Annotated in this window: 17 protein-coding genes; 9 read left to right on the top strand and 8 right to left on the bottom strand. The window is 53.4% G+C overall.

The features are described from left to right. Positions 1–234: 234 nt before the first annotated feature. Positions 235–2,820 (top strand): hypothetical protein, encoded by a 2,586-nt coding sequence (locus ACTG3Z_RS16030; protein ID WP_439144023.1) that lies wholly within the window; start codon positions 235–237, stop codon positions 2,818–2,820. On the opposite strand, the gene hppD is transcribed toward ACTG3Z_RS16030, so the two are convergent. After that, positions 2,821–3,918 (bottom strand): 4-hydroxyphenylpyruvate dioxygenase, encoded by a 1,098-nt coding sequence (hppD, locus tag ACTG3Z_RS16025; protein WP_439144022.1) that lies wholly within the window; start codon positions 3,916–3,918, stop codon positions 2,821–2,823. Positions 3,919–4,058: 140 nt separating this feature from the next. On the opposite strand from hppD, the gene ACTG3Z_RS16020 reads away from it, so the two are divergent. Both ACTG3Z_RS16020 and ACTG3Z_RS16015 read left to right on the top strand, forming a co-directional pair. Then, positions 4,059–4,514: an Lrp/AsnC family transcriptional regulator gene (locus ACTG3Z_RS16020; protein WP_439144021.1), complete on the top strand. Its 456-nt coding sequence runs from the start codon at positions 4,059–4,061 to the stop codon at positions 4,512–4,514. Between the two features lie 25 nt (positions 4,515–4,539). Beyond that, positions 4,540–6,417, top strand: coding sequence for a monovalent cation:proton antiporter-2 (CPA2) family protein (locus ACTG3Z_RS16015; RefSeq protein ID WP_439144020.1), 1,878 nt, complete (start codon positions 4,540–4,542; stop codon positions 6,415–6,417). Here ACTG3Z_RS16015 and cobT read toward each other — a convergent pair. Continuing rightward, positions 6,414–7,436 carry a nicotinate-nucleotide--dimethylbenzimidazole phosphoribosyltransferase gene (gene cobT, locus ACTG3Z_RS16010; protein ID WP_439144019.1) on the bottom strand — a complete coding sequence of 341 codons (1,023 nt, stop codon included), beginning with the start codon at positions 7,434–7,436 and terminating at the stop codon, positions 6,414–6,416. The two genes, ACTG3Z_RS16015 and cobT, sit on opposite strands and share 4 nt — an antisense overlap. Before the next feature lie 63 nt (positions 7,437–7,499). On the opposite strand from cobT, the gene cobS reads away from it, so the two are divergent. Beyond that, the gene (gene cobS / locus ACTG3Z_RS16005; protein ID WP_439144018.1) at positions 7,500–8,252 is read left to right on the top strand and encodes an adenosylcobinamide-GDP ribazoletransferase; all 753 of its coding nucleotides are present in this window, start codon (positions 7,500–7,502) and stop codon (positions 8,250–8,252) included. A gap of 64 nt (positions 8,253–8,316) precedes the next feature. On the opposite strand, the gene ACTG3Z_RS16000 is transcribed toward cobS, so the two are convergent. The 5 genes from ACTG3Z_RS16000 to ACTG3Z_RS15980 form a co-directional block, all read right to left on the bottom strand. Continuing rightward, on the bottom strand, positions 8,317–8,835 hold the full coding sequence (locus tag ACTG3Z_RS16000; RefSeq protein WP_439144017.1) for a CarD family transcriptional regulator: 519 nt from the start codon (positions 8,833–8,835) through the stop codon (positions 8,317–8,319). A 294-nt stretch (positions 8,836–9,129) separates the two neighbouring features. Then, positions 9,130–9,468 carry a ferredoxin FdxA gene (gene fdxA / locus ACTG3Z_RS15995; protein WP_375266303.1) on the bottom strand — a complete coding sequence of 113 codons (339 nt, stop codon included), beginning with the start codon at positions 9,466–9,468 and terminating at the stop codon, positions 9,130–9,132. A gap of 49 nt (positions 9,469–9,517) precedes the next feature. After that, the gene (locus tag ACTG3Z_RS15990; protein ID WP_439144016.1) at positions 9,518–9,892 is read right to left on the bottom strand and encodes an RNA-binding S4 domain-containing protein; all 375 of its coding nucleotides are present in this window, start codon (positions 9,890–9,892) and stop codon (positions 9,518–9,520) included. Continuing rightward, a complete protein-coding gene (locus ACTG3Z_RS15985) occupies positions 9,889–12,618 on the bottom strand; it encodes a helicase-related protein (protein ID WP_439144015.1) in 2,730 nt (909 codons plus the stop codon). The genes ACTG3Z_RS15990 and ACTG3Z_RS15985 overlap by 4 nt, the downstream gene beginning before the upstream one ends. A gap of 23 nt (positions 12,619–12,641) precedes the next feature. Continuing rightward, the gene (locus tag ACTG3Z_RS15980) at positions 12,642–13,247 is read right to left on the bottom strand and encodes a tetratricopeptide repeat protein (RefSeq protein WP_439144014.1); all 606 of its coding nucleotides are present in this window, start codon (positions 13,245–13,247) and stop codon (positions 12,642–12,644) included. Between the two features lie 84 nt (positions 13,248–13,331). Between ACTG3Z_RS15980 and ACTG3Z_RS15975 the strand changes: the two genes are divergently transcribed. The 5 genes from ACTG3Z_RS15975 to ACTG3Z_RS15955 all read left to right on the top strand — a co-directional run bounded on the left by ACTG3Z_RS15975 (position 13,332) and on the right by ACTG3Z_RS15955 (position 19,121). Beyond that, complete coding sequence (locus tag ACTG3Z_RS15975; protein WP_439144013.1) at positions 13,332–13,622, top strand: SCP2 sterol-binding domain-containing protein; 291 nt, start codon at positions 13,332–13,334, stop codon at positions 13,620–13,622. A gap of 17 nt (positions 13,623–13,639) precedes the next feature. Further along, entirely contained in the window at positions 13,640–14,572 is a 933-nt protein-coding gene (locus ACTG3Z_RS15970; protein ID WP_439144012.1) for an alpha/beta fold hydrolase, read from the top strand. A 30-nt stretch (positions 14,573–14,602) separates the two neighbouring features. Continuing rightward, on the top strand, positions 14,603–15,622 hold the full coding sequence (locus tag ACTG3Z_RS15965; protein WP_439144011.1) for a ligase-associated DNA damage response exonuclease: 1,020 nt from the start codon (positions 14,603–14,605) through the stop codon (positions 15,620–15,622). Further along, a complete protein-coding gene (locus ACTG3Z_RS15960; protein ID WP_439144010.1) occupies positions 15,619–17,211 on the top strand; it encodes an ATP-dependent DNA ligase in 1,593 nt (530 codons plus the stop codon). The genes ACTG3Z_RS15965 and ACTG3Z_RS15960 overlap by 4 nt, the downstream gene beginning before the upstream one ends. 92 nt (positions 17,212–17,303) lie before the next feature. After that, positions 17,304–19,121 (top strand): M3 family oligoendopeptidase, encoded by a 1,818-nt coding sequence (locus tag ACTG3Z_RS15955; protein ID WP_439144035.1) that lies wholly within the window; start codon positions 17,304–17,306, stop codon positions 19,119–19,121. A 72-nt stretch (positions 19,122–19,193) separates the two neighbouring features. On the opposite strand, the gene ACTG3Z_RS15950 is transcribed toward ACTG3Z_RS15955, so the two are convergent. Further along, the gene (locus ACTG3Z_RS15950; RefSeq protein ID WP_439144009.1) at positions 19,194–19,904 is read right to left on the bottom strand and encodes an alpha/beta fold hydrolase; all 711 of its coding nucleotides are present in this window, start codon (positions 19,902–19,904) and stop codon (positions 19,194–19,196) included. Between the last annotated feature and the right edge of the window lie 208 nt (positions 19,905–20,112).

Here is a 20,112-nt window from a genome sequence, read left to right as displayed (position 1 = left end):
GTAATACCTTTCGTAAACTTTATAAACAAATGAACTTAGCTCACTGTGCCAAGCGATACACTTTAGACGCAAGCAAACGTGATATCCTTGGCAAAAGCTTGGGAGTTGGGAATGGGAAAAAGGCCACAAACTTCTCTTATGCAAGACTTTTTCCTTTCGGCAAGAAGCTGCTATACTCGAGGCGTTATCGTGTACCGACTCCCAGTACGCGATTGGGGAGACTAAAATATTAGTATGAGACCGAATTTTGCATTGTCGCTTTCGTTCAGCGGTATTCAGCTTTTGCAACGGCAAGAGTCTGGATGGGGCCGTGTGGGCGATGTCGACATTAGTTCTGCTGATCTCACGGGCGAATTGGTGGCTTTGCGTGACAAAGCCGTAGCGCTTGGCAGTGGGCCTGTTCAGACCAAATTAATCATCCCTGATGATCAGATTAAATACCTAACCGTAGACGCGGCCGGCCTCGATAAGGACGCGTTGCAAACTGCAGTTCTGCACGCGCTGGATGGGGCGACACCATACCCTGTCGATGATCTTGAATTTGACTTTGCAAACGAGAACGGCAGCGTTCACATCGCAGCGGTTGCAAAAGAAACGCTACAGGAGGCTGAAAATTTTGCCTCTGAGCACGGTTTTGAGCCGATAGGGTTTGTTGCGGCCCCAACCCAAGGGAATTTCCCCAAAGAGCCGACTTTTGGCCTAAGCGCTTATGCCCGCTCAAAGGGCATCATGGCCCTTGACGCAGATGCCCATCCAGCCATTGCGACGGGTGAAGCCATTGCAGTTGTTCAAGTCGCAAAACCTGTCGAGCAAACACCCGAAGACTTAAGCATTCCAGTGGCAGGCTTTAGTTCCCGCCGTACTGCGCCTGAAAGCGAAACGAAAGCTTCCGACGCATCTCAACCAAAGCCTGTTACGCCTGTTGTATCGCCCGCACCGGAGGCATCTGTGCCCCTTGGTGGTGCCGATCGTAATATCGAACTGGCACCAGCCCCTAAAGCGCCTGCACCGATCCCTGCCAAGACTGCTCCAACAGGACCAACGCCCCAAATCACCGGCGTTTCTGATGCTGCCATCGACGAGAACGCGCTGGATGGTAAACTCTCAGGGCTACGTCCAGGTGCTGCTTTTGATGACGACGGTTTTGAAGATGACATACCGCCAATGCCCGCGAGCTTTGCAGCGGCTCCTCGCACAGGTGCGGCAATGCGCGGTGCAGCGGATGGCGCTCCCATCGCCGATCTTAGAGCACCAAACACTGCGCAACTTGAGCCAATCGCAAGTGAGCCGAACGCGCTAAAGGAAAATGGTGCAAAGGTCGCGGCGAAAGCGCTCGCAATCGCAGGAACGGCCGGTGGCGCAGCGCTTTCAGGCGCGCGCAGTTTCATGGCGAAGCAGCGCGCTAAAAAGGCCGAAGCGAAAGTAGCGCCTGTTGTTGAGCCTGAAGTCGCAGCCGCCGAAGCGTCTGTTGAAGACGAAAAGCAACGCATGACCGTGTTCGGCGCACGAAAACCGAAAAAGAAAAAAGAGCCTATCGCAATCGGTGGCAAGCCACGTTTCCTCGGGCTTATCTTGACCGCTGTCTTGCTGTTGTTCCTTGTTAGCGTCGCCGCTTGGGCGTCTGTGTTCTTGGATGACGGCTTAGCGCGTTTCTTCGGTGGACAAGATCGCGACAAAGCAATTGCAGAGCTGCCGAACCCTGACCCGTCGCTTGAGCCAAACGCGGAAGAGCTGATCGAACTCGCGTCTCTGGATACGGGCGAGAGCGACATTTTGTCGGACGATCTACCACTCGCTCAAGAGGGCTTAGCGCAAGTGGCGCCTGAACCGGCACCCGCCGTGATTACACCCGAAGAAGCAGAAGCGACCTATGCCGCAACGGGTATTTGGTTGGCGACACCAGAAATGCCGCTGCTGCCACCAAAGATCGCGCTTGAGGATGTGTATACGGCCTCTATCGATGCGCGGATTACAGGGCAGGATGCATTTGCGATGGAACCGTTGAGCCAGCCGCGCGACGTTGCACCGTCGATTGCGGCAGCGCCCACGACCGCGTCTGGCAATTCAGACTTTAACTTTGATCAAAACGGGCTTGTCATTGCGACACCTGAAGGCGCGATAACGCCTGAAGGCGCTTTGGTATTTTTGGGGCGGCCAGCTCGTGTCCCCCCAGCAATTCCAGAGCGCCTTCGTACGGCTGCGCTGACACCAGAAACGGCGGAGCCGACAGAAACACTCGACAATGGAACGATTGCTTCGCTGCGTCCTAAAACGCGGCCTGAAACACTGGTTGAGGACACAGAGCGGAGCCAGCTCGGGGGTGTTTCACGCGCCGAACTTGCAAAAATACGTCCAAAACTTCGCCCCAAGGTGGAAAAGGAAGTCGAAGAAGCAGAAGCCGCGCAGACCCCTGCAACGCGCCTCGCCGTTGCCACATCTCGCAAGCCCGCCCCGCGTCCCCGTAATTTTGCGCGCTTGGTTGACCGTGCGCAAAAGCAAGCTGAACGTGAAAGTGAGCAGCAAGAAACACGAGTGGCAGCTGTTGCCCCACGTACCGTCAAACCGAGCATTCCATCGAGCGCGTCTGTGGCCAAGAATGCGACTGTGCGAAACGCGATCAATCTTAGCCGCGTGAATTTAATCGGTGTCTATGGAAAGCCTTCAAGCCGCCGCGCTTTGGTGCGTCTCTCAAGCGGACGATACAAAAAGGTTAAGGTCGGTGACCGCGTTGACGGTGGCCGGGTTTCCGCGATTGGTGAAGGTCAGTTGATCTACACCAAACGCGGCCGCAACGTAACGCTGCGTATGCCGAAGGGCTGATCAGCTTACGCCGGTCAACTCTCCACTCTCAATTTGCTCTTGCTCAATTGATTCAAACAGCGCTTTGAAATTGCCCTCTCCGAAACCATCATCGCCTTTGCGTTGGATAAACTCGAAAAAGATCGGGCCAATCACGGTTTTTGAAAAGATCTGCAATAGGATGCGCGTCTCACCACCATCAACCACACCTTCGCCATCGATAAGAATTCCGTGCTTTTTCATCCGTTCTAGTGGCTCATCATGATCAACGACGCGGGTTTTACTTAGATCGTAATAGGCATCAGGCGGGCTTGGCATAAATTTGATCCCGCGCGCCGAGATTTCATCCGTTGCATCATAAATGTCCTTGGCCCCAACAGCGATGTGCTGGATACCTTCGCCTTTATACTTTTTCAGGTATGCAACGATCTGGCCTGTCTCGCCACGATCTTCGTTGATCGGAATACGAATGCGCCCGCAAGGAGAGGTTAACGCGCGGCTCAGCAATCCGGTGAACTTGCCTTCGATATCGAAAAAGCGGATCTCGCGAAAATTGAATAGGTCACCATAAAAGCCGAACCATTTGTCCATGTTGCCTTTAAACACGTTATGAGTAAGGTGATCGAGGTAATGAAAACCGACACCTTCTGGATTGGCTTTTGCGACCCAATCGAACTCTTCATTATAAGGTGACGTCGCCCAGTAGTTCTCAATGAAATAGATAAGCGAGCCGCCTATTCCAACAATCGCGGGTACATCCATTGTTTTATCAGCGCCATCATAGGGTTCAGCACCCTTTGAAATCGCGTGCTCATATGCATGCTGAGCATTCACAACACGCCAGCCCATCGACGGCGCACAAGGGCCGTGATCTTCGATAAAACGCGCTGCGAAACTGTTAGGTTCCGCGTTTAAAATATAGGTGATATCGCCCTGCTGCCAAAGCTCGATTGCTTTTTGCTTATGCGTCGCGGTGTGCGTGTATCCCATCTTTGTAAAAAGATCGCGCAGCTCTTGTGGTTCAGGGTGCGCAAATTCAACGAACTCGAAACCATCAGTACCGGCAGGGTTCTCTTTACTGATCGTCGCGCGCTCAGCATCATGTGGAAATGGGCCCATTGATCTTCTCCTTTTTGAGAAATTGTAATTGGAGGCACAATAGACGCATGAGTGTACGGATTTCCCGCATTTGTCATCGCAATGTTACAAAAATATGCTACATTTACGCACATATCAAATAATAAACGTGAATATCCCGCATGCTTGACCAAGTTGACAAAAATTTGCTTGCTGCTTTGCAAGAGAACGCACACTTGACGGCGCAAGACCTTAGTGAACGGCTGAATATGTCCGCAAGCCAAGCAGGTCGCAGGCGTCAAAAGCTAGAAGCTGAGGGCTACATTAAGAACTATCGCGCACATGTGGATGCAGTGCGCATAGGGTTAACAGTGCAGGCGTTTGTACAAGTCCATTTGGCGACCCATGGCCCTGAACAAGCACGCAACTTTGCGCGTATGATTGAATTAAGGTCCGAGATAACGAGTGTTTGGACGCTGACAGGTGAGGCCGATTATCTTTTACGGGTCTACTGCGCGAACTTGGCCGAATTAAACATGCTTATTCATGATGTGATTTTGCCGCATCCAACTGTGGCGCGGGTTCAAAGCCAAATTGTGATGGACCAATTGAAACAGGACGCGCCGCTGCCAACGTGAGCGCGTCAAACGTGAAGGACTAAACATGGAAGGGTTTCTCTTCTCTGCGTCGATCTACCTCGGGGCTGCTGTCATTGCTGTCCCCGTCGCCGCGCGCCTTGGGCTTGGCTCCGTGCTTGGCTATCTCGCAGCGGGTATATTGATCGGTCCGCTCCTAGGGCTTGTCGGAGCAGAGACGAAAGACCTTCAACATTTTGCAGAGTTCGGCGTGGTTATGATGCTGTTCTTGATCGGCTTGGAACTTGAACCCCGCGCGCTGTGGGACATGCGACATCGCTTGATCGGACTTGGCGGTTTGCAGATTGTGCTCACCACGGGTGCAATTATGGGTGGCGCAATGGCGTTTGGATTTAATTGGTCTGTGTCACTGGCCGTCGGTTTAATCTTTGCCCTCTCATCTACAGCAATCGTACTCCAGACGCTCTCCGAAAAAGGGCTGATGCGCACCGCAGGTGGTCGCTCCACCTTCTCAGTATTGTTGACGCAGGACATCGCCGTCATTCCCATGCTAGCGCTTTTGCCGCTCCTTGCCCTCCCCAAAGCGATGTCGCTTAATCCAGACGGCTCAATCGAGCGCCACGCCAATGATCCACATGCCACCGATCATGCAAGTTTGAGCTTGGTTGCGGATTTGCCAGGTTGGGGCGTCACCCTTGTCACATTGGCAGCAATCGGCGCGATCATTCTCGCGGGTGTTTACCTCGCACGGCCAGTGTTCCGCTTCATCCATGCAAGTCACCTTCGCGAGATGTTTACCGCGCTTGCCCTGCTCATCGTTGTTGGCATTTCTTTCTTAATGTTGCTCGTCGGTCTGTCACCTGCGCTTGGTGCGTTTCTTGCGGGTGTTGTTCTTGCGAATTCAGAATTCCGCCATGAACTTGAAACAGATATTGAGCCGTTCAAGGGGCTTTTGCTTGGCCTGTTTTTTATCACAGTCGGTGCCGGCATTAATTTCGCCGTACTGGAACGTGATCCCGCTGCGATCCTTGGGACCACGCTCGCGGTTATTATTGTAAAAGGTCTGGTGCTTTATGTGCTCTCACATATCTTCAAACTATATGGCAGTGATCGTTGGTTGTTCACACTTGGTCTTGCGCAGGCGGGCGAATTTGGCTTCATCCTGACTGCATTTTCGGTCGCACAGAACGTTATCCCAATTGGCCTGTCCGAGCGCATTTTGCTGGTCATTGCGCTGTCTATGCTGATCACGCCTTTGCTATTCATTCTGATGGAAGTGATCGGCAAACGTATTGGGACCGATTTGCAAGTTGATCAACATGATGAAGTAAATGAAGAAGGTCCAGTGATCATCGCTGGTGTCGGTCGCTTTGGGCAAATCGTGAATCGTTTGGTGGGATCAGCTGGATTTAAAACCGTTGTTCTAGACCATGACCTCAAAACGATTGAACTGATGCGTCGTTTTGGGTTCAAAGGTTTCTTCGGTGATCCAACGCGTCCAGACGTCTTGCGTGCTGCTGGATTGGCCGATGCGCGCGTGTTGGTCGTCGCACTTGATGATGCCGCAGCAGCGCTCAAAATGGTGCGCTATGCACGCAAAGAGCGGCCTGATCTGCATATTATCGCACGTGCGGGTGATCGCAGCGATGTATTCCGGCTCTATCAGGCAGGTGCGAACGACATTGTGCGCGAGATGTTTGACAGTTCTTTACGCGCGGGTCGCTACGTGCTTGAGAACATTGGCCTTTCAGAATTTGAAGCTGCTGAAGCAGAAAAGACCTTTTATGCGCATGACCGTCATGCGATCCGCGAACTTGCACAGGTTTGGGATCCCGAAAAACCATCTGGCGAAAACGAAGCTTACGTTGAGCGCGCGAAAGAGTTGGAACGAGACTTGGAAGCCTCGCTCCTTACCCTGTTAGAAACCCGTCGCTCTGAAAGTTAGCCAGCGGCGACGCCGGCTTCGGCAAACGTTGCCATGCCAGAATGACACTCCACCGCAGCAACAAGGATGTTGATGGCGAGCGTCGCACCCGACCCTTCGCCAAGACGCATATCGAGCGACAAAAGCGGATCTTTATCAAGCGCTTTCAATAGCTTGGCATGTGCGCCCTCTTGGCTCAAGTGGCCCGCTACCACGTGATCTAGTGCGCCGCTCTGCACTTTTTCAAGACAGGCTGCAGCGGCGGTGCAAATAAAGCCGTCCATTATGACCGGGATACGTTTCGCGCGTGCACTTGCAATTGCGCCAGCCATCGCCGCCAGTTCACGACCGCCAAGACAGCGCAAAATTTCAAGCGCATCATCACTTGCGTGTAAAGCGACGCCCTCGGATACAACGCGTGTTTTGTTGATAAGTCCTGCGTCGTCGACACCTGTTCCGCGCCCTGTCCACTCAGTTGCGTCACCTCCGAAAAGTGCGGTGGCGATCGCTGCGGCAGAAGTTGTGTTACCAATCCCCATTTCGCCAACGACAAGGAGCTCTGTATCACCATCAACCGCGTTCCAGCCTGCGGTGAGTGCCGCAACCACTTCCGTTTCGCTCATCGCGGCCGCTTTGGTAAAATCGGCTGTCGGGGTGTCTAAATCAAGTGCGTGAACGCTCATCTCAGCACCAGCGACGCGGCTCAACTGGTTCACTGCCGCGCCACCATGTTCGAAATTGGCGACCATTTGCACAGTCACTTCGGATGGAAAGGCAGATACACCCTGTGCCGTTACCCCGTGGTTTCCAGCAAAAACAATAACTTGGCGCTTGCCAACACGTGGGCGGTCGCTGCCACGCCAGCCGCCATACCAAATTGCAAGCTCTTCAAGACGACCCAACGCCCCCGGTGGTTTGGTAAGTTGTCCATTGCGATCTTGCGCAGCACTCACTGCGGTTGCGTCCGTTGATGGCATTGCTGCAAGCACTGCACGAAATTCGGTTAAGGAAGAAAATGCACTCACGTTCAGCTCTTTCATTGTAGCAGGTTTACATCCGTGTTTAACAAAAGTCCCATAGGCGACAAGGTAGGAACGACCCTTTTGGCACTTCAAAACGACCTTCTCAAAGATACTTTGCTCGCGCACAGCTTGCTTACACGACTACCGATCCAGCTTGATGAAGCGGCCTATGAACAGGGTGCACGCGCAGCGTGGGCTTATCCATTGGTTGGCATCATGACTGGGACTTTTAGCTCCATTGGGGCTCAAATCGCGCTTTGGATGGGTTTGCCACTTTGGTGCGCAGCGCTTGTCGCGCTCGCGGTTGCGATCATTGTGACAGGTGCGATGCATGAAGACGGGTTGGCAGATTGCGCTGACGGGTTTTGGGGCGGTTGGGATCCCGCGATGCGGCTTAAAATCATGAAAGACAGTCAGATTGGCACTTACGGCGTGCTGGCCTTGATCCTCATTATAGGGATGAGATTTGGCGCCTTGCTGGAAGTCCTGCGCTGGGAGAATTGGGTTTTACCGCTTATCGCAATACATATCGCCTCGCGCGCAGTAATGCCTGCGGTGATGAGTATTTTACCCCATGCACGTGACACCGGGCTTTCGAACTCTGTCGGGCGTATCAGCCCAAAGTCGGCGTTAATTGCTGCGGGCCTTGGTGCTATTGCACTCGCTCTCGGGGTCGGTGTTTACGGCCTGGTGATGACCTGCGTCGCTGCCGTTGCCGCTTTTTCTTGCATCCGGTTGGCGCGATTGAAAGTCGGTGGCCAAACAGGGGACGTCTGCGGCGCAAGCCAGCAAGTCACTGAAGTTGCTTTGCTTCTTGCATTACTTGCGGGGTAGCTAGAAATAGAAAAGCCGCGCCTCCTCCCAAAAGCGCGGCTTTCCCTGTACCTGAGAAGCCGGCTTATGCAGCTGCAACCACTCGGGACATCAAAACGTCAGTAATCTGACGTGCGGCGGCGTCTTCATCGCCCCCTTGTACGGCACCAAATTCGCGGGTCAGACGCTCAAGCGCCGCTTCATAAAGCTGACGCTCGGAATAGCTTTGCTCGCGCTGGTCATCCGTGCGGTGCAAATCGCGCACCACTTCGGCAATTGCGATAAGATCGCCAGAGTTGATCTTTTGCTCATATTCCTGCGCACGACGGGACCACATGGCGCGCTTGACCTTGGCCTTGCCTTTGAGCGTCTTCATCGCATGCGCAACTTCATCGCCTGTGCTGAGCGAACGCATACCAATATCAATCGCTTTATGCGTCGGAACGCGTAGGGTCATTTTGTCTTTCTCGAAAGCGATCACATAAAGCTCGAGCGTCACATCTGCGACCTCTTGCTCTTCAATGGAGACAACCTTGCCGACACCGTGCGCTGGGTACACTACAAATTCGTTCACGCTAAAATCGAGTTTCTTTGACTTGCTCATTATGGGCTTTCCTCAGCTCATTTAGGATCACAAAACACGACAAAAAGAGACGCGCAGGCTAACGCCAGCGCGGTACGCTTCATGTGCAATATGCTATTTCGCGGGTGGGCAGAAACAGATCAGTGTCAGGTAATCATTCATCATCTGTCGCAGACTATATCACAAAAATCGCCCCCTCGCCAGAGGTGTCTACTAGGGGCGTTTATCGCACTCAAAGCCCAACGACCAAAGGGACAAAGCAAAAAGGTGCCGCTTGGGCACCCTTTCAAATTCTCACAAGTGATTCGCGCGAAATTAGCCGCCTTCGCCCGGCTGTTCAGAGAAGTACTTCTCCAGCTTGCCGCTCTCCCCATCACGCTCATCCGCGTCTGGCAGCGGGTCTTTCTTGGTGATGATAACAGGCCACATTTCCGAATACTTGCGGTTGAATTCAACCCACTTTTCCATATCCGGCTCCGTGTCGGGACGGATCGCATCTGCCGGGCATTCAGGCTCGCACACGCCGCAGTCGATACATTCATCAGGGTGAATCACCAACATATTTTCGCCCTCATAGAAGCAATCTACGGGGCAGACTTCGACGCAGTCGGTGTATTTGCAAGCAATGCAGCTGTCGTTGACAATGTAGGTCATAAGGTGTGCCTCAATCGGAGTTGTCGTCTTGCTAATCCAAGAGCTGAGATCATTCAAGCTCTCCGCGTTTGATTTGCGCGCCCAGTTTGCGATCTGATTTGCTCGGGCGGCCACCGCGTTCGGCGTAAGGTTTTCCGATATCGCGCGGTTGCGCAGGGCTGAGATCAGTATAAAGCGTTTGTGCCTCAGAGGCAGGGCCACGGCGCGTGCCGATGCCGTCCACTTGAATGACACGAATATGATTGCCCTGAGGAAAGGTCAAAACATCGCCAACTTTAACAGTGGCCGAGGCTTTGACGACCTTATCGCTGTTCACCCTTAGATGCGATCCAGTGATAAGCTTGGCTGACAGGCTACGGGTCTTAAAGAACCGTGCCTGCCAGAGCCATTTGTCGGCGCGCAGCTTTTCAGCTGCGTCACTCACTTTTTAGCAAGACCCATCAAGGCCGCAGCAAACGGATTATCGGGATCAATCTTTTTCTCTGCTTTAGGTGGACGCGCAGAGAAGTTTTGGGCCTTGTTGCCGCCCTGTGGCTTCCCACGAGGTTTGCCTTTGCCCTTAGGAGCACCGCCCTGTTTACGTGGGCGGCTGTCCGCGTGCTTTTGCTGGCGGGCGCGACCCCAAGTGAAGGTGTAAAACACCTCCATCTCTGGTGGCGTGGCTTCTTTTGGTGCGTCGTCCTTGGACGCCTCTTCAGCAGAAGTTTCAGGCGCATCAGCTGTTGCGTCTGCGACCTTAGCCGTTTCTTCAGGCTTGACGGCGGGTGCAGTTTTCACCTTTTCACGTTCGCCCTTTACGGCGTTATAACCGAGGCCTTGCATAAGATCCGCAAATTGCTCCAGCGTCATGCCTGTGATGGAAAGCATATCTGCTTTGCCTTCAAAACCGCCACGGCTGTCCTCTGAACGCAGCATGTCTGCGAGGCGCTCGAGCATATCAATGCGGATCGCACGGGCACCCGCAGCACGGTAGCCAGACATCAAATGATAACCCGCAGGCGCATGCTCATCCGACGGAACCGTTACCAAACCGGGGGGTGGAGATTCTGGGAATTCTTGATGACCTGCCGCCAAAGACCAAAGCACAAGACGCAAACGCGTTGGCGCTGGCTTCAAAAGCAAAGGCATAAAGATCGTGAACTGACCAAAGCGAATGCCATGCTTGCGCAAGGCACCACGTGCATCCTGATCAAGCGCTTTGACATCTTCGGCAACGTCAGAACGCGCAACCAAACCCAGTGCTTCAACCAGACGGAAACCAAAGCCGCGCGCCATGCCGGAAAGCTCTTTATCACGTTGCAGGTTTAGCAAAGGCTCCATATGCAGCGCGATCTTGCGATCGATAAAGTGTTGTAAGCGGCGTGTGACTTTTTCAATCACATCCGCGCCAGCTTCATCATCAACAAAGGCTTGAACTTGCGGCTTGAGCGCCTCTGGACCAGCGACAAGTTTACCAACCGCATATTCGCCCCACATGAGGCCACCCTGCTCGGTAAAATCTATCTCCGTGTCGGGCGCGTTATAGAAACGGTCCGCGCGCAGATGGAAATGTGGGGTCAATGCCGCCACAGACGCAGCGCGCAGTGTCTTTTCCTCATTCCCGCTCGCAGATTTATCCTGCGAGAAACGGAACCCTTCCAAGCGACCCACGAATTCACCTTCGACGGTCACTTCACCTTTATCGTTTACTTCGGCCAAAAGGGCCTCCTTTTGTTTGAGCCGGCGCAAAAGCACGGATGTGCGCCGGTCCACAAATCTTTGGGTCAAACGCTCGTGCAGCGCATCTGACAAGCGGTCTTCTACAGCGCGCGTCTGCGAACGCCAATGGTTTTCGTCATTTGTCCAACCAGAGCGTTGCGCAACGTAAGTCCAAGTTCTGATAAACGCGAGACGTTTAGACAGCGTATCGATGTCGCCTTCCACCCGATCAATGCGTTTGATTTGTCGCGCAAGCCAATCATCGGGTATGCGCCCAGACTCGTGAAGATAGTTGAAAATTCCCTCAAGCAAGTTGGCATGTTCAGAATTGGAGATACCGCGAAAGTCCGGCACGCGACATACGTCCCACAAAAGCTGAACAGATTGCGCATCACTCGCGCGTGCAACCACTTCAGCTTCACAGGCAAGGGTTTTGAGCACACGTAAATCATCCGCTTCACGCGATTTTACCAAGCGATCATCGTGGCTTGGCTGCTCAAGCGAAGCGATGAGCGCATCAAGGCGACCCATTTGCAGTTTCGGATTGCGCCATTGCAGTTTGCCCACGGGCTGGAAGCGATGTTCGGTAATCGCGCGGGCGAGTTCGTCATGCAGCGCTGGTGCCTCACCTGTGACGCCAAAAGTGCCCGGCTTCATGCCGCGCCCTGCCCGACCTGCAATTTGTGCAAGCTCATTGGCCATAAGGGGGCGCATCCGCTGGCCGTCAAATTTGCTCAACGATGAAAAAGCGACGTGATCAATATCAAGGTTAAGACCCATGCCAATCGCATCGGTCGCAACCAAAAAATCAACATCGCCATTCTGATACATCTCGACCTGCGCATTGCGCGTGCGCGGGGACAAAGCCCCCATGACAACCGCAGCGCCACCCTTTTGACGACGGATCAGCTCGGCAATGGCATAAACGTTTTCAACAGAAAACCCAACGATCGCGCTGCGTGGACGCATACGCGAGATATTTTTCGGGCCGGAATAGGCAAGTTGGCTCATCCGTTCGCGCGCAACAAACTGCACATCGGGTATAAGTGATTGGATCGGGCCGCGCATCGTATCAGCGCCCATAAACAGCGTCTCGTGCTGACCCCGCGCACTTAGCAAGCGTTCTGTAAAGACATGCCCGCGCTCTGGATCTGCGCAAAGCTGAATTTCATCAACAGCGAGAAAATCAGCTCCCATGCCTTGCGGCATCGCTTCCACGGTGCAGACCCAATACTGCGTGCGCGGCGGGACAATGCGTTCTTCACCCGTAACCAATGCCACAACTGACGGACCGCGTATCGCAACAATGCGGTCATAGACCTCACGCGCAAGCAAACGCAAAGGCAGGCCAATTACCCCAGTGCGGTGCCCCAACATACGCTCGATCGCGTAGGTTGTCTTGCCCGTATTGGTCGGCCCGAGAACCGCGATGATGCGTGATTGCGCGGCCATACATGCCCCAACTCGATAATTAATTAGAGGGCGGGACCTTTGACTTTCGTCTCCAACCGCTTCATCGCTTCGAGTACGTCTGCGTGATGCGGATGTATAGTCAGAACTTGCTCATAGACTTCATAAGCGCGCGCAGAATCGCCAAGTTGCTCAAAAATTGCACCCAGGCCTTGGATTGCTTCAAAATGGTTCGGATTAAGCGCCAATGTCTTTTCAAGGTCCTCTAGCGCGGGACCGTACATGTTTTGCTGATAAAGCGCACTGGCGCGCATGTGCCACCCTTCAGCAAAATCGGGCGCATGATCTGTCAGTGCTGTGAGGTGTTCGATCGCAACTTTCGGCTTTTTCGCCTGAAGCGCGTCACGGCCGCGTTTCAATAACAAGTCCGCAGAGGCAGAGCCAGACCGCGCCCAAGTGCGTTTGATCTGGGTAGCAATCTTTGCAGCCTCACCCTCAGACGCATCCCGCAACTGTTCCAGCAGCACTTGTGCATTGGTCTCTGCCTCATTTTGCTGCGGAAGCTCTTGTGCGTAACTCTGACCGGCATAGGGTAGCGCGAGCACCAAACTTGCCGAAAACAAGATCGCACCAAGTTTACGTGGGTGTGCCGCAAGGTAAGGTTTGCGCATATGATTTATCGCTCTCATATGAGAGAGTGTAGCGCATGTATGGCAAGATGCCAGATGCAATGAGATAACGAAGCGGAGAGCAAGATGAGCGATATTATTGATGCAGCAGTTACAGCATTGAACGAAAAACTGGCAGATGCCGCGTTTGATGGCAGCGCAAAATTCGAAATTACCGGTGAAGGGTCTGTTCGTATTGACGAAACCGGCGCATCAGCGTCTGATGCAGAAGCGGATGTAACCCTGACGGCGGATGCAGATACGTTTCAAGCCATTCTTACAGGTGAACAAAACGCAACCGCTGCATTTATGTCCGGCAAGCTTTCAGTCGATGGCGATATGGGCATGGCGATGAAGCTTGGTACCGTGCTGAGCTAATAGTTGGACGAGTAACAATGACGAACGCACCCTATCACGCTGAAATTTGTGATGGCCCAAGCAGCGGTTACGCGGTTTGGCGCAAAGCGAGTGATGGGGTGCGTTTGCGCATCGGCCTCTGGCCACTTGAAGGTGCTCGCGCAACAGTCTTGATCTATACAGGACGCACCGAGTACGTCGAAAAATATGCTCACTTGGCGGCGGACCTACATGCGGCAGGCTATGCCGTCGCAACATTGGATTGGCGTGGCCAAGGATTGTCTGATCGTTTGATCGATGAGCAATATCGCGGCCATGTAGGCACATTCAGTGACTATCAAAAAGATGTGGCGGTGTTGCTCACAACAGTTAGCGAAGTTGGTATGCCTGCCCCTATCGCAATCCTCGGGCACTCTATGGGGGGATGCATCGGTTTGCGCTCGCTGATCGATGGTTTGCCGGTTAAAGGCGCGCTATTTTCTGCGCCGATGTGGGGCATCTTGATGTCGTCCGCTTTGCGCCCCGCTGCTTGGGTCCTGTCGCGTGCGGCCGATATGTTTGGCGTTGGAACAACACTTGCCCCCGGCACCAACGCGCGCAGCTTCATTCTCAGCGATCCGTTTCAGGAAAATACGCTCACGCGCGATCTTGATATGTGGAACATGATGCGCGATCAGATCAAAGCAGTTCCCGGATTGGAACTCGGCGGCCCAAGCCTTCATTGGCTTAAAGAGGCGTTGGTGGAATGCACTGCAATCATGTCCGCACCGACACCAAAAATTCCCGCCCTCACGTTTCTCGGCGATAACGAGCGCATTGTTGATGCAAGCGCGATCCATCAAAAGATGGCGGCTTGGAACAACGGTACTTTGCAAATGGTCCAAAACGCAGAACACGAGGTGTTCATGGACATCCCTGCAGTGCGCGCAAGACTGACCGCGCAAGCCGTTGCCTTCCTTGACGCGCTTTAAGGATCACTGCGCCGCGCTATACTGACGTGTATGGCTAACGACCCACTTATCACATTTACCGACCGTGGCATTTATTGCCCGCGTGCTGACGTCTATATCGACCCGTGGAAACCTGTTGCGCGCGCGCTGATTACACACGGTCACGCGGATCACGCACGCCCGGGTCACGCACATTACATGTGCACGCGAAGTGCCGCGCCCATCATGCGGCACCGCTTGGGTGAGATCACTTTGCAAACGGTTCGATACGGGGAAGTGACTTGCATCAATGGCGTGGACGTATCGTTCCATCCGGCAGGTCATGTCATCGGCTCTGCGCAAATTAGGTTGGCATATAAGGACGAGGTTTGGGTCGTCTCTGGCGATTACAAAACCGAAAATGATGGCATAAGCGAACCCTTTGAAACCGTCCGCTGCACCCACTTCATCACGGAATGCACCTTCGGGCTACCGATCTTCAAATGGCAAGCGCAGCCAAACATTGCGCGCGACATAAATGCATGGTGGGCGCGCAATCAGGCGGACGGCAAAACAAGCATGATCGGTGCTTATTCGCTCGGCAAGGCGCAGCGCATTTTATCTATGCTCGACACACATATTGGCCCAGTCTTAACCCATGGTGCGATTGAAGTGAGCAATGGCATTTTACGCAAGCAGGGCATCACGTTGCCGGACACGTTGCAGGTGACACCAGAGCTTGATCTCAAATCCCATCAGGGTGCGATGGTGCTCGCACCACCCGCAGCGCTCGGCTCTAAATGGGCCCGTGGTTTTGGGCCAAGCTCAAGCGGATTTGCAAGCGGATGGATGCGTCTGCGTGGCGTGCGCCGTCGCCGCGCACTGGACCAAGGCTTTGTCATTTCCGATCACGCAGACTGGACTGGCCTACTGGAGGCCATCAAAAACACCAGCGCTGAAAATGTCTATGTAACACATGGTTACACAGACATCTTTGCCCGCCACCTAAACAGCATCGGCTACAACGCTGCAATCGTTGAAACCGATTTTCAGGGTGAGGACATTCAAGCAGAAGAAAGCGAAGCGTTATGAAAGACTTCGCCGTCCTTTTTCAGACATTGGACGAAACAACTAAGACAAGTCTTAAGGTAAAGGCGCTTTCGCATTATTTTGAAACCGCCGATAGCCAAGACAAACTTTGGACCATCGCGTTGTTTTCTGGACGCCGGCCAAAGCGGGCAATCACAACGACACTTCTGCGCACATGGGCCGCAGAATGCGCAGGGCTTGAGCTTTGGCTCTTTGAAGAGTGTTATCCTATTGTCGGGGATTTAGCCGAAACGATCAGCCTAATTTTACCCGAAAATTCAGAGAGCTATGACCACACACTCACCTACTGGCTGAATGCTTTGATTGCTTTGGACAAAGAACCAGAAGAGACCAAAAAAGCATTCGTAATCGACGCGTGGACGCACTTGGGCGGCACCGAAAGGTTTCTATTTAACAAGCTGATAACCGGCGGCTTTCGTGTCGGTGTGTCGCAAAAGCTGATGACACGCGCACTTGCGCAAGCAACCGGGCAAGATGAAGCCGACCTCGCACATCGGCTGATGGGCAATTGGACGCCGCAAACGACAAGCTTTGAAACGCTTATTGAAGCCGAAGATCCCGAAGCCGCGCTATCGCGCCCTTATCCGTTTTATTTGGCACATGCTGTTGAAAGCGCGCCAGCGCAACTTGGCCCGATCACGGACTGGCACGCAGAATGGAAATGGGACGGCATTCGCGGGCAAATCATTTTGCGCGGCGGCACTCACTTTGTGTGGTCACGCGGTGAAGAGTTGATGACAGATCGCTTTCCCGAGTTTGCAGCCCTGCTGGATTTCCTACCAGATGGCGTGGTTCTTGATGGGGAGATACTTGGTTGGAAAGATGAACACCCGCTGTCCTTCGCCGCGCTTCAAAAACGCATCACGCGCAAAACAGTTCCAGCCAAATTGCTGCGCGACACACCCGTCATCTTATATGCGTATGATTTGTTGGAATTGAATGGCGAGGATCTGCGAGAGTCCGCTTTTATCGAACGACGCGCACAGCTCGAAAAACTGCTCAATACTCTGCCAAAGGACACCCCTGTACGCCTTTCACCCAGCCTAAAGGCAGACACTTGGGACGCGCTTGCATCACACCGTGCACAAGCGCGTGAAAAGCAGGCTGAAGGGTTGATGCTTAAACGCGGCGCTAGCCCGTATTTGGCAGGTCGCAAGAAAGGCGATTGGTGGAAATGGAAGCTCGATCCGCTGACGATTGATGCGGTAATGATCTATGCGCAGTCTGGGCATGGACGGCGCGCGAACCTGTTCACCGATTACACTTTTGCGGTTTGGAACGGGAATGAATTGGTCCCCTTCACCAAAGCCTATTCTGGATTAAGCGACGCCGAATTTCGCCAAATCACCGCTTGGGTGCGTAAAAACACATTGCAGCGCTTTGGCCCCGTGCGCCAAGTGCCCGCTGAGCATGTGTTTGAAATCGCATTTGAAGGTATTCAGCGCAGTACACGACACAAATCAGGTGTAGCGCTGCGATTTCCGCGCATGTTGAGATGGCGTCAAGAAAAGGTCGCAAAGGACGCGAATACACTTGAGGACCTTAACGAAATGTTGGCGATCTATGGCTAAGTCCATCACCAGATCGGCATTAAGCGCTTTTGGGGTTTAACTCACTGTGCGCATGCCTAGATTGTGGGCAAAGAGATATGAGGTTTTTCAATATGTTCCACCTGCCCTTCCCTGTGCGCGATGCAAACGCTGGTTCCGGCGCTGATCCCCTTGGTAATCTGCCAGAATGGGATCTAAGCGATCTCTACACTGGTGAAGATGCGCCGGAGTTAAAGCGCGACCTTGATTGGCTGGAAGAGGCTTGTTCCAGTTTCGCGCGCGATTTCGAGGGGAAGCTTGCGGATTTGGATGACGCGGGATTGCTTGATTGTGTGCTTCGCAACGAGCGGATCAATTCAGTCGCAGGGCGCATCATGTCCTTTGCAGGATTGCGCTATTATCAGGTCACAACAGACGCCGATCGTGCAAAATTCATGTCTGACATGCAGGAAAAGATCACGAACTTCACCACACCTTTGGTTTTCTTCACGCTCGAGCTGAACCGCCTAGAGGATGACGCGCTGGATGCACATTTTGACGCAAACTCTGACCTCGCGCGATACAAACCTGTATTTGATCGCATCCGTGCCATGAAGCCATACCAGCTTAGCGATGAGTTGGAGAAGTTTCTGCATGATCTCGGTGTTGTCGGCGACGCTTGGGAACGGATGTTTGATGAAACGATTGCCGGGCTCAGCTTTGAAGTCGATGGCAAAACCCTTAACATTGAAGGCACTTTGAACCTCCTAACAGAACAAGATCGTTCCAAGCGCGAAGCGGCAAGCCGCGAGGTTGCGCGTGTTTTGGGCGAAAATGTCAAAACGTTTGCACGGGTGCACAATACCCAAGCCAAAGAAAAAGAGATCATTGATCGTTGGCGCGGCATGGAAACACCGCAAACGGGTCGCCACCTTAGCAACCATGTAGAGCCCGAAGTCGTTGAAGCCCTGCGCAGTGCAGTTGTCAAAGCCTACCCCAAGCTCAGCCACCGCTATTACGAGATGAAACGCGGCTGGCTTGGCCTTGAGCGCATGGAAGTCTGGGATCGAAATGCGCCACTGCCTATGGAAGACAGTCGCATTGTCGACTGGGACGCCGCTGAAGCCACTGTGATGGAGGCATATAACGCATTTGATCCGCGCATGGGCGAGATCGCAAAGCCCTTTTTCAAAGATGGCTGGATCGATGCGGGTGTGAAGCCCGGCAAAGCCCCGGGCGCGTTTGCGCATCCCACGGTGACCGATGTTCACCCATATGTGATGCTGAACTACCTTGGCAAACCGCGTGACGTGATGACGCTTGCGCATGAACTTGGGCACGGTGTGCATCAGGTTCTGGCAGCGGGCCAAGGCGAAATGCTCTCCTCGACACCGCTCACATTGGCTGAAACGGCCAGTGTGTTTGGCGAAATGTTGACGTTCCAGAAGATGCTCGAAAAGGCTGAAACCCAAGCGGAGCGCAAAGTTCTCCTGGCCGGCAAAGTGGAGGATATGATCAACACAGTCGTGCGCCAGATCGCGTTTTACGACTTTGAGTGCAAGCTTCACGATGCACGCCGCGGCGGCGAATTAACACCAGAGGACATCAATGCGCTCTGGATGAGCGTTCAAGCAGAAAGCCTAGGGCCTGCGTTTGACTTTATGGAGGGGTATGAAACCTTCTGGGCCTACATCCCGCATTTTGTGCATTCGCCGTTTTATGTTTATGCCTATGCCTTTGGCGATGGCTTGGTAAACGCGCTGTATGCGGTGTATCGCGAAGGTGGTGAAGGCTTTGAAGAAAAGTACTTCGACATGCTCAAAGCCGGCGGTTCCAAGCATCACAAAGACTTGCTTGCGCCTTTCGGCTTAGACGCCTCTGATCCGAAATTCTGGGACAAAGGTCTGTCCATGATTTCTGAAATGATTGATGAGCTTGAAGCGATGGGCTAACGCGTTTTGTAGGGTGCGTGATATAGCGCACCCTACCCCAAAAGACGACGCTTCTAGCTGAAAACGAACCCCTTATTGCAAGACAAAAGGCTGAGCGAGCCACTCATAAATCGCTTCGGTCGTGGCACCAGGGTTTTCCAGCGTCGGCAAATGACCCGCATTGGAAATCACGCGAAGCTCTGCGTACGGAATCAATTCCGCCATAAATACATGGCGTTTCACAGGGCACAGCGCATCATGTTCACCGCACAGAACCAAAGCCGGCACCTTGCATTTGCGCAATGTGGATTGCTGATCACGGCGGCGCTGCAATGCACGCGATTGGCGAACAAACACCTCTGATCCCATGACCGCGGCCATATCCATCACAAGGTTGAGCACATCAACGCGTTGCGGACCCGGTGCCAGGTAGTTTGGCTTCATTTCTTCACGCATCACTTCTAACAAACGGCCCGACTTTGCACCGATGATTTGCGCTTCGCGCCCAGCAGCAACTTGTGGCGTTTCTGGAAGTGGGTTGGTGTCCATCAAAGCGATACGCGTAACCCGTTCGGGCGCACGACGTAGAATTTCCATAGCAACGATCCCGCCCATAGACAGACCCGCGAGCGCAAATTTCGCTGGCAGCGACGCGAGCAAACCAGATGCTATTTCCTCAACCCGCTCCCCTTGGGAGATCGGTGCGCACATAACTGCGCGGTCAGAGGACAATTCAGCAATTTGCGGACCAAACAGACGCGCATCGCACATTAAGCCGGGCAAGAAAACAACGGGTTCGTTCATTTCACGTCCTTGGAAAAATGATGCGTTCACACCTCTCTCAGATTTATCTGCTTAGGCCGCAGGTGCAAGCCAATTTCACCCCCCCCCACAGTTGTGAGGCATTAATGAGTACGAACAATACAATTGTTAGGGGGCTTTGTTGCACAAATCGGGCACTGTAGGATTCACTGTGTGAATCCAGCGTGATAGCTCGCGGACATGAGCAGTT

This window comes from Planktotalea sp., assembly GCF_965659345.1.
Lineage (GTDB): Bacteria > Pseudomonadota > Alphaproteobacteria > Rhodobacterales > Rhodobacteraceae > Planktotalea.
The sequence above is the reverse complement of the archived record's forward strand: the minus strand, read 5'-3'. Positions and strand labels throughout refer to the sequence as shown.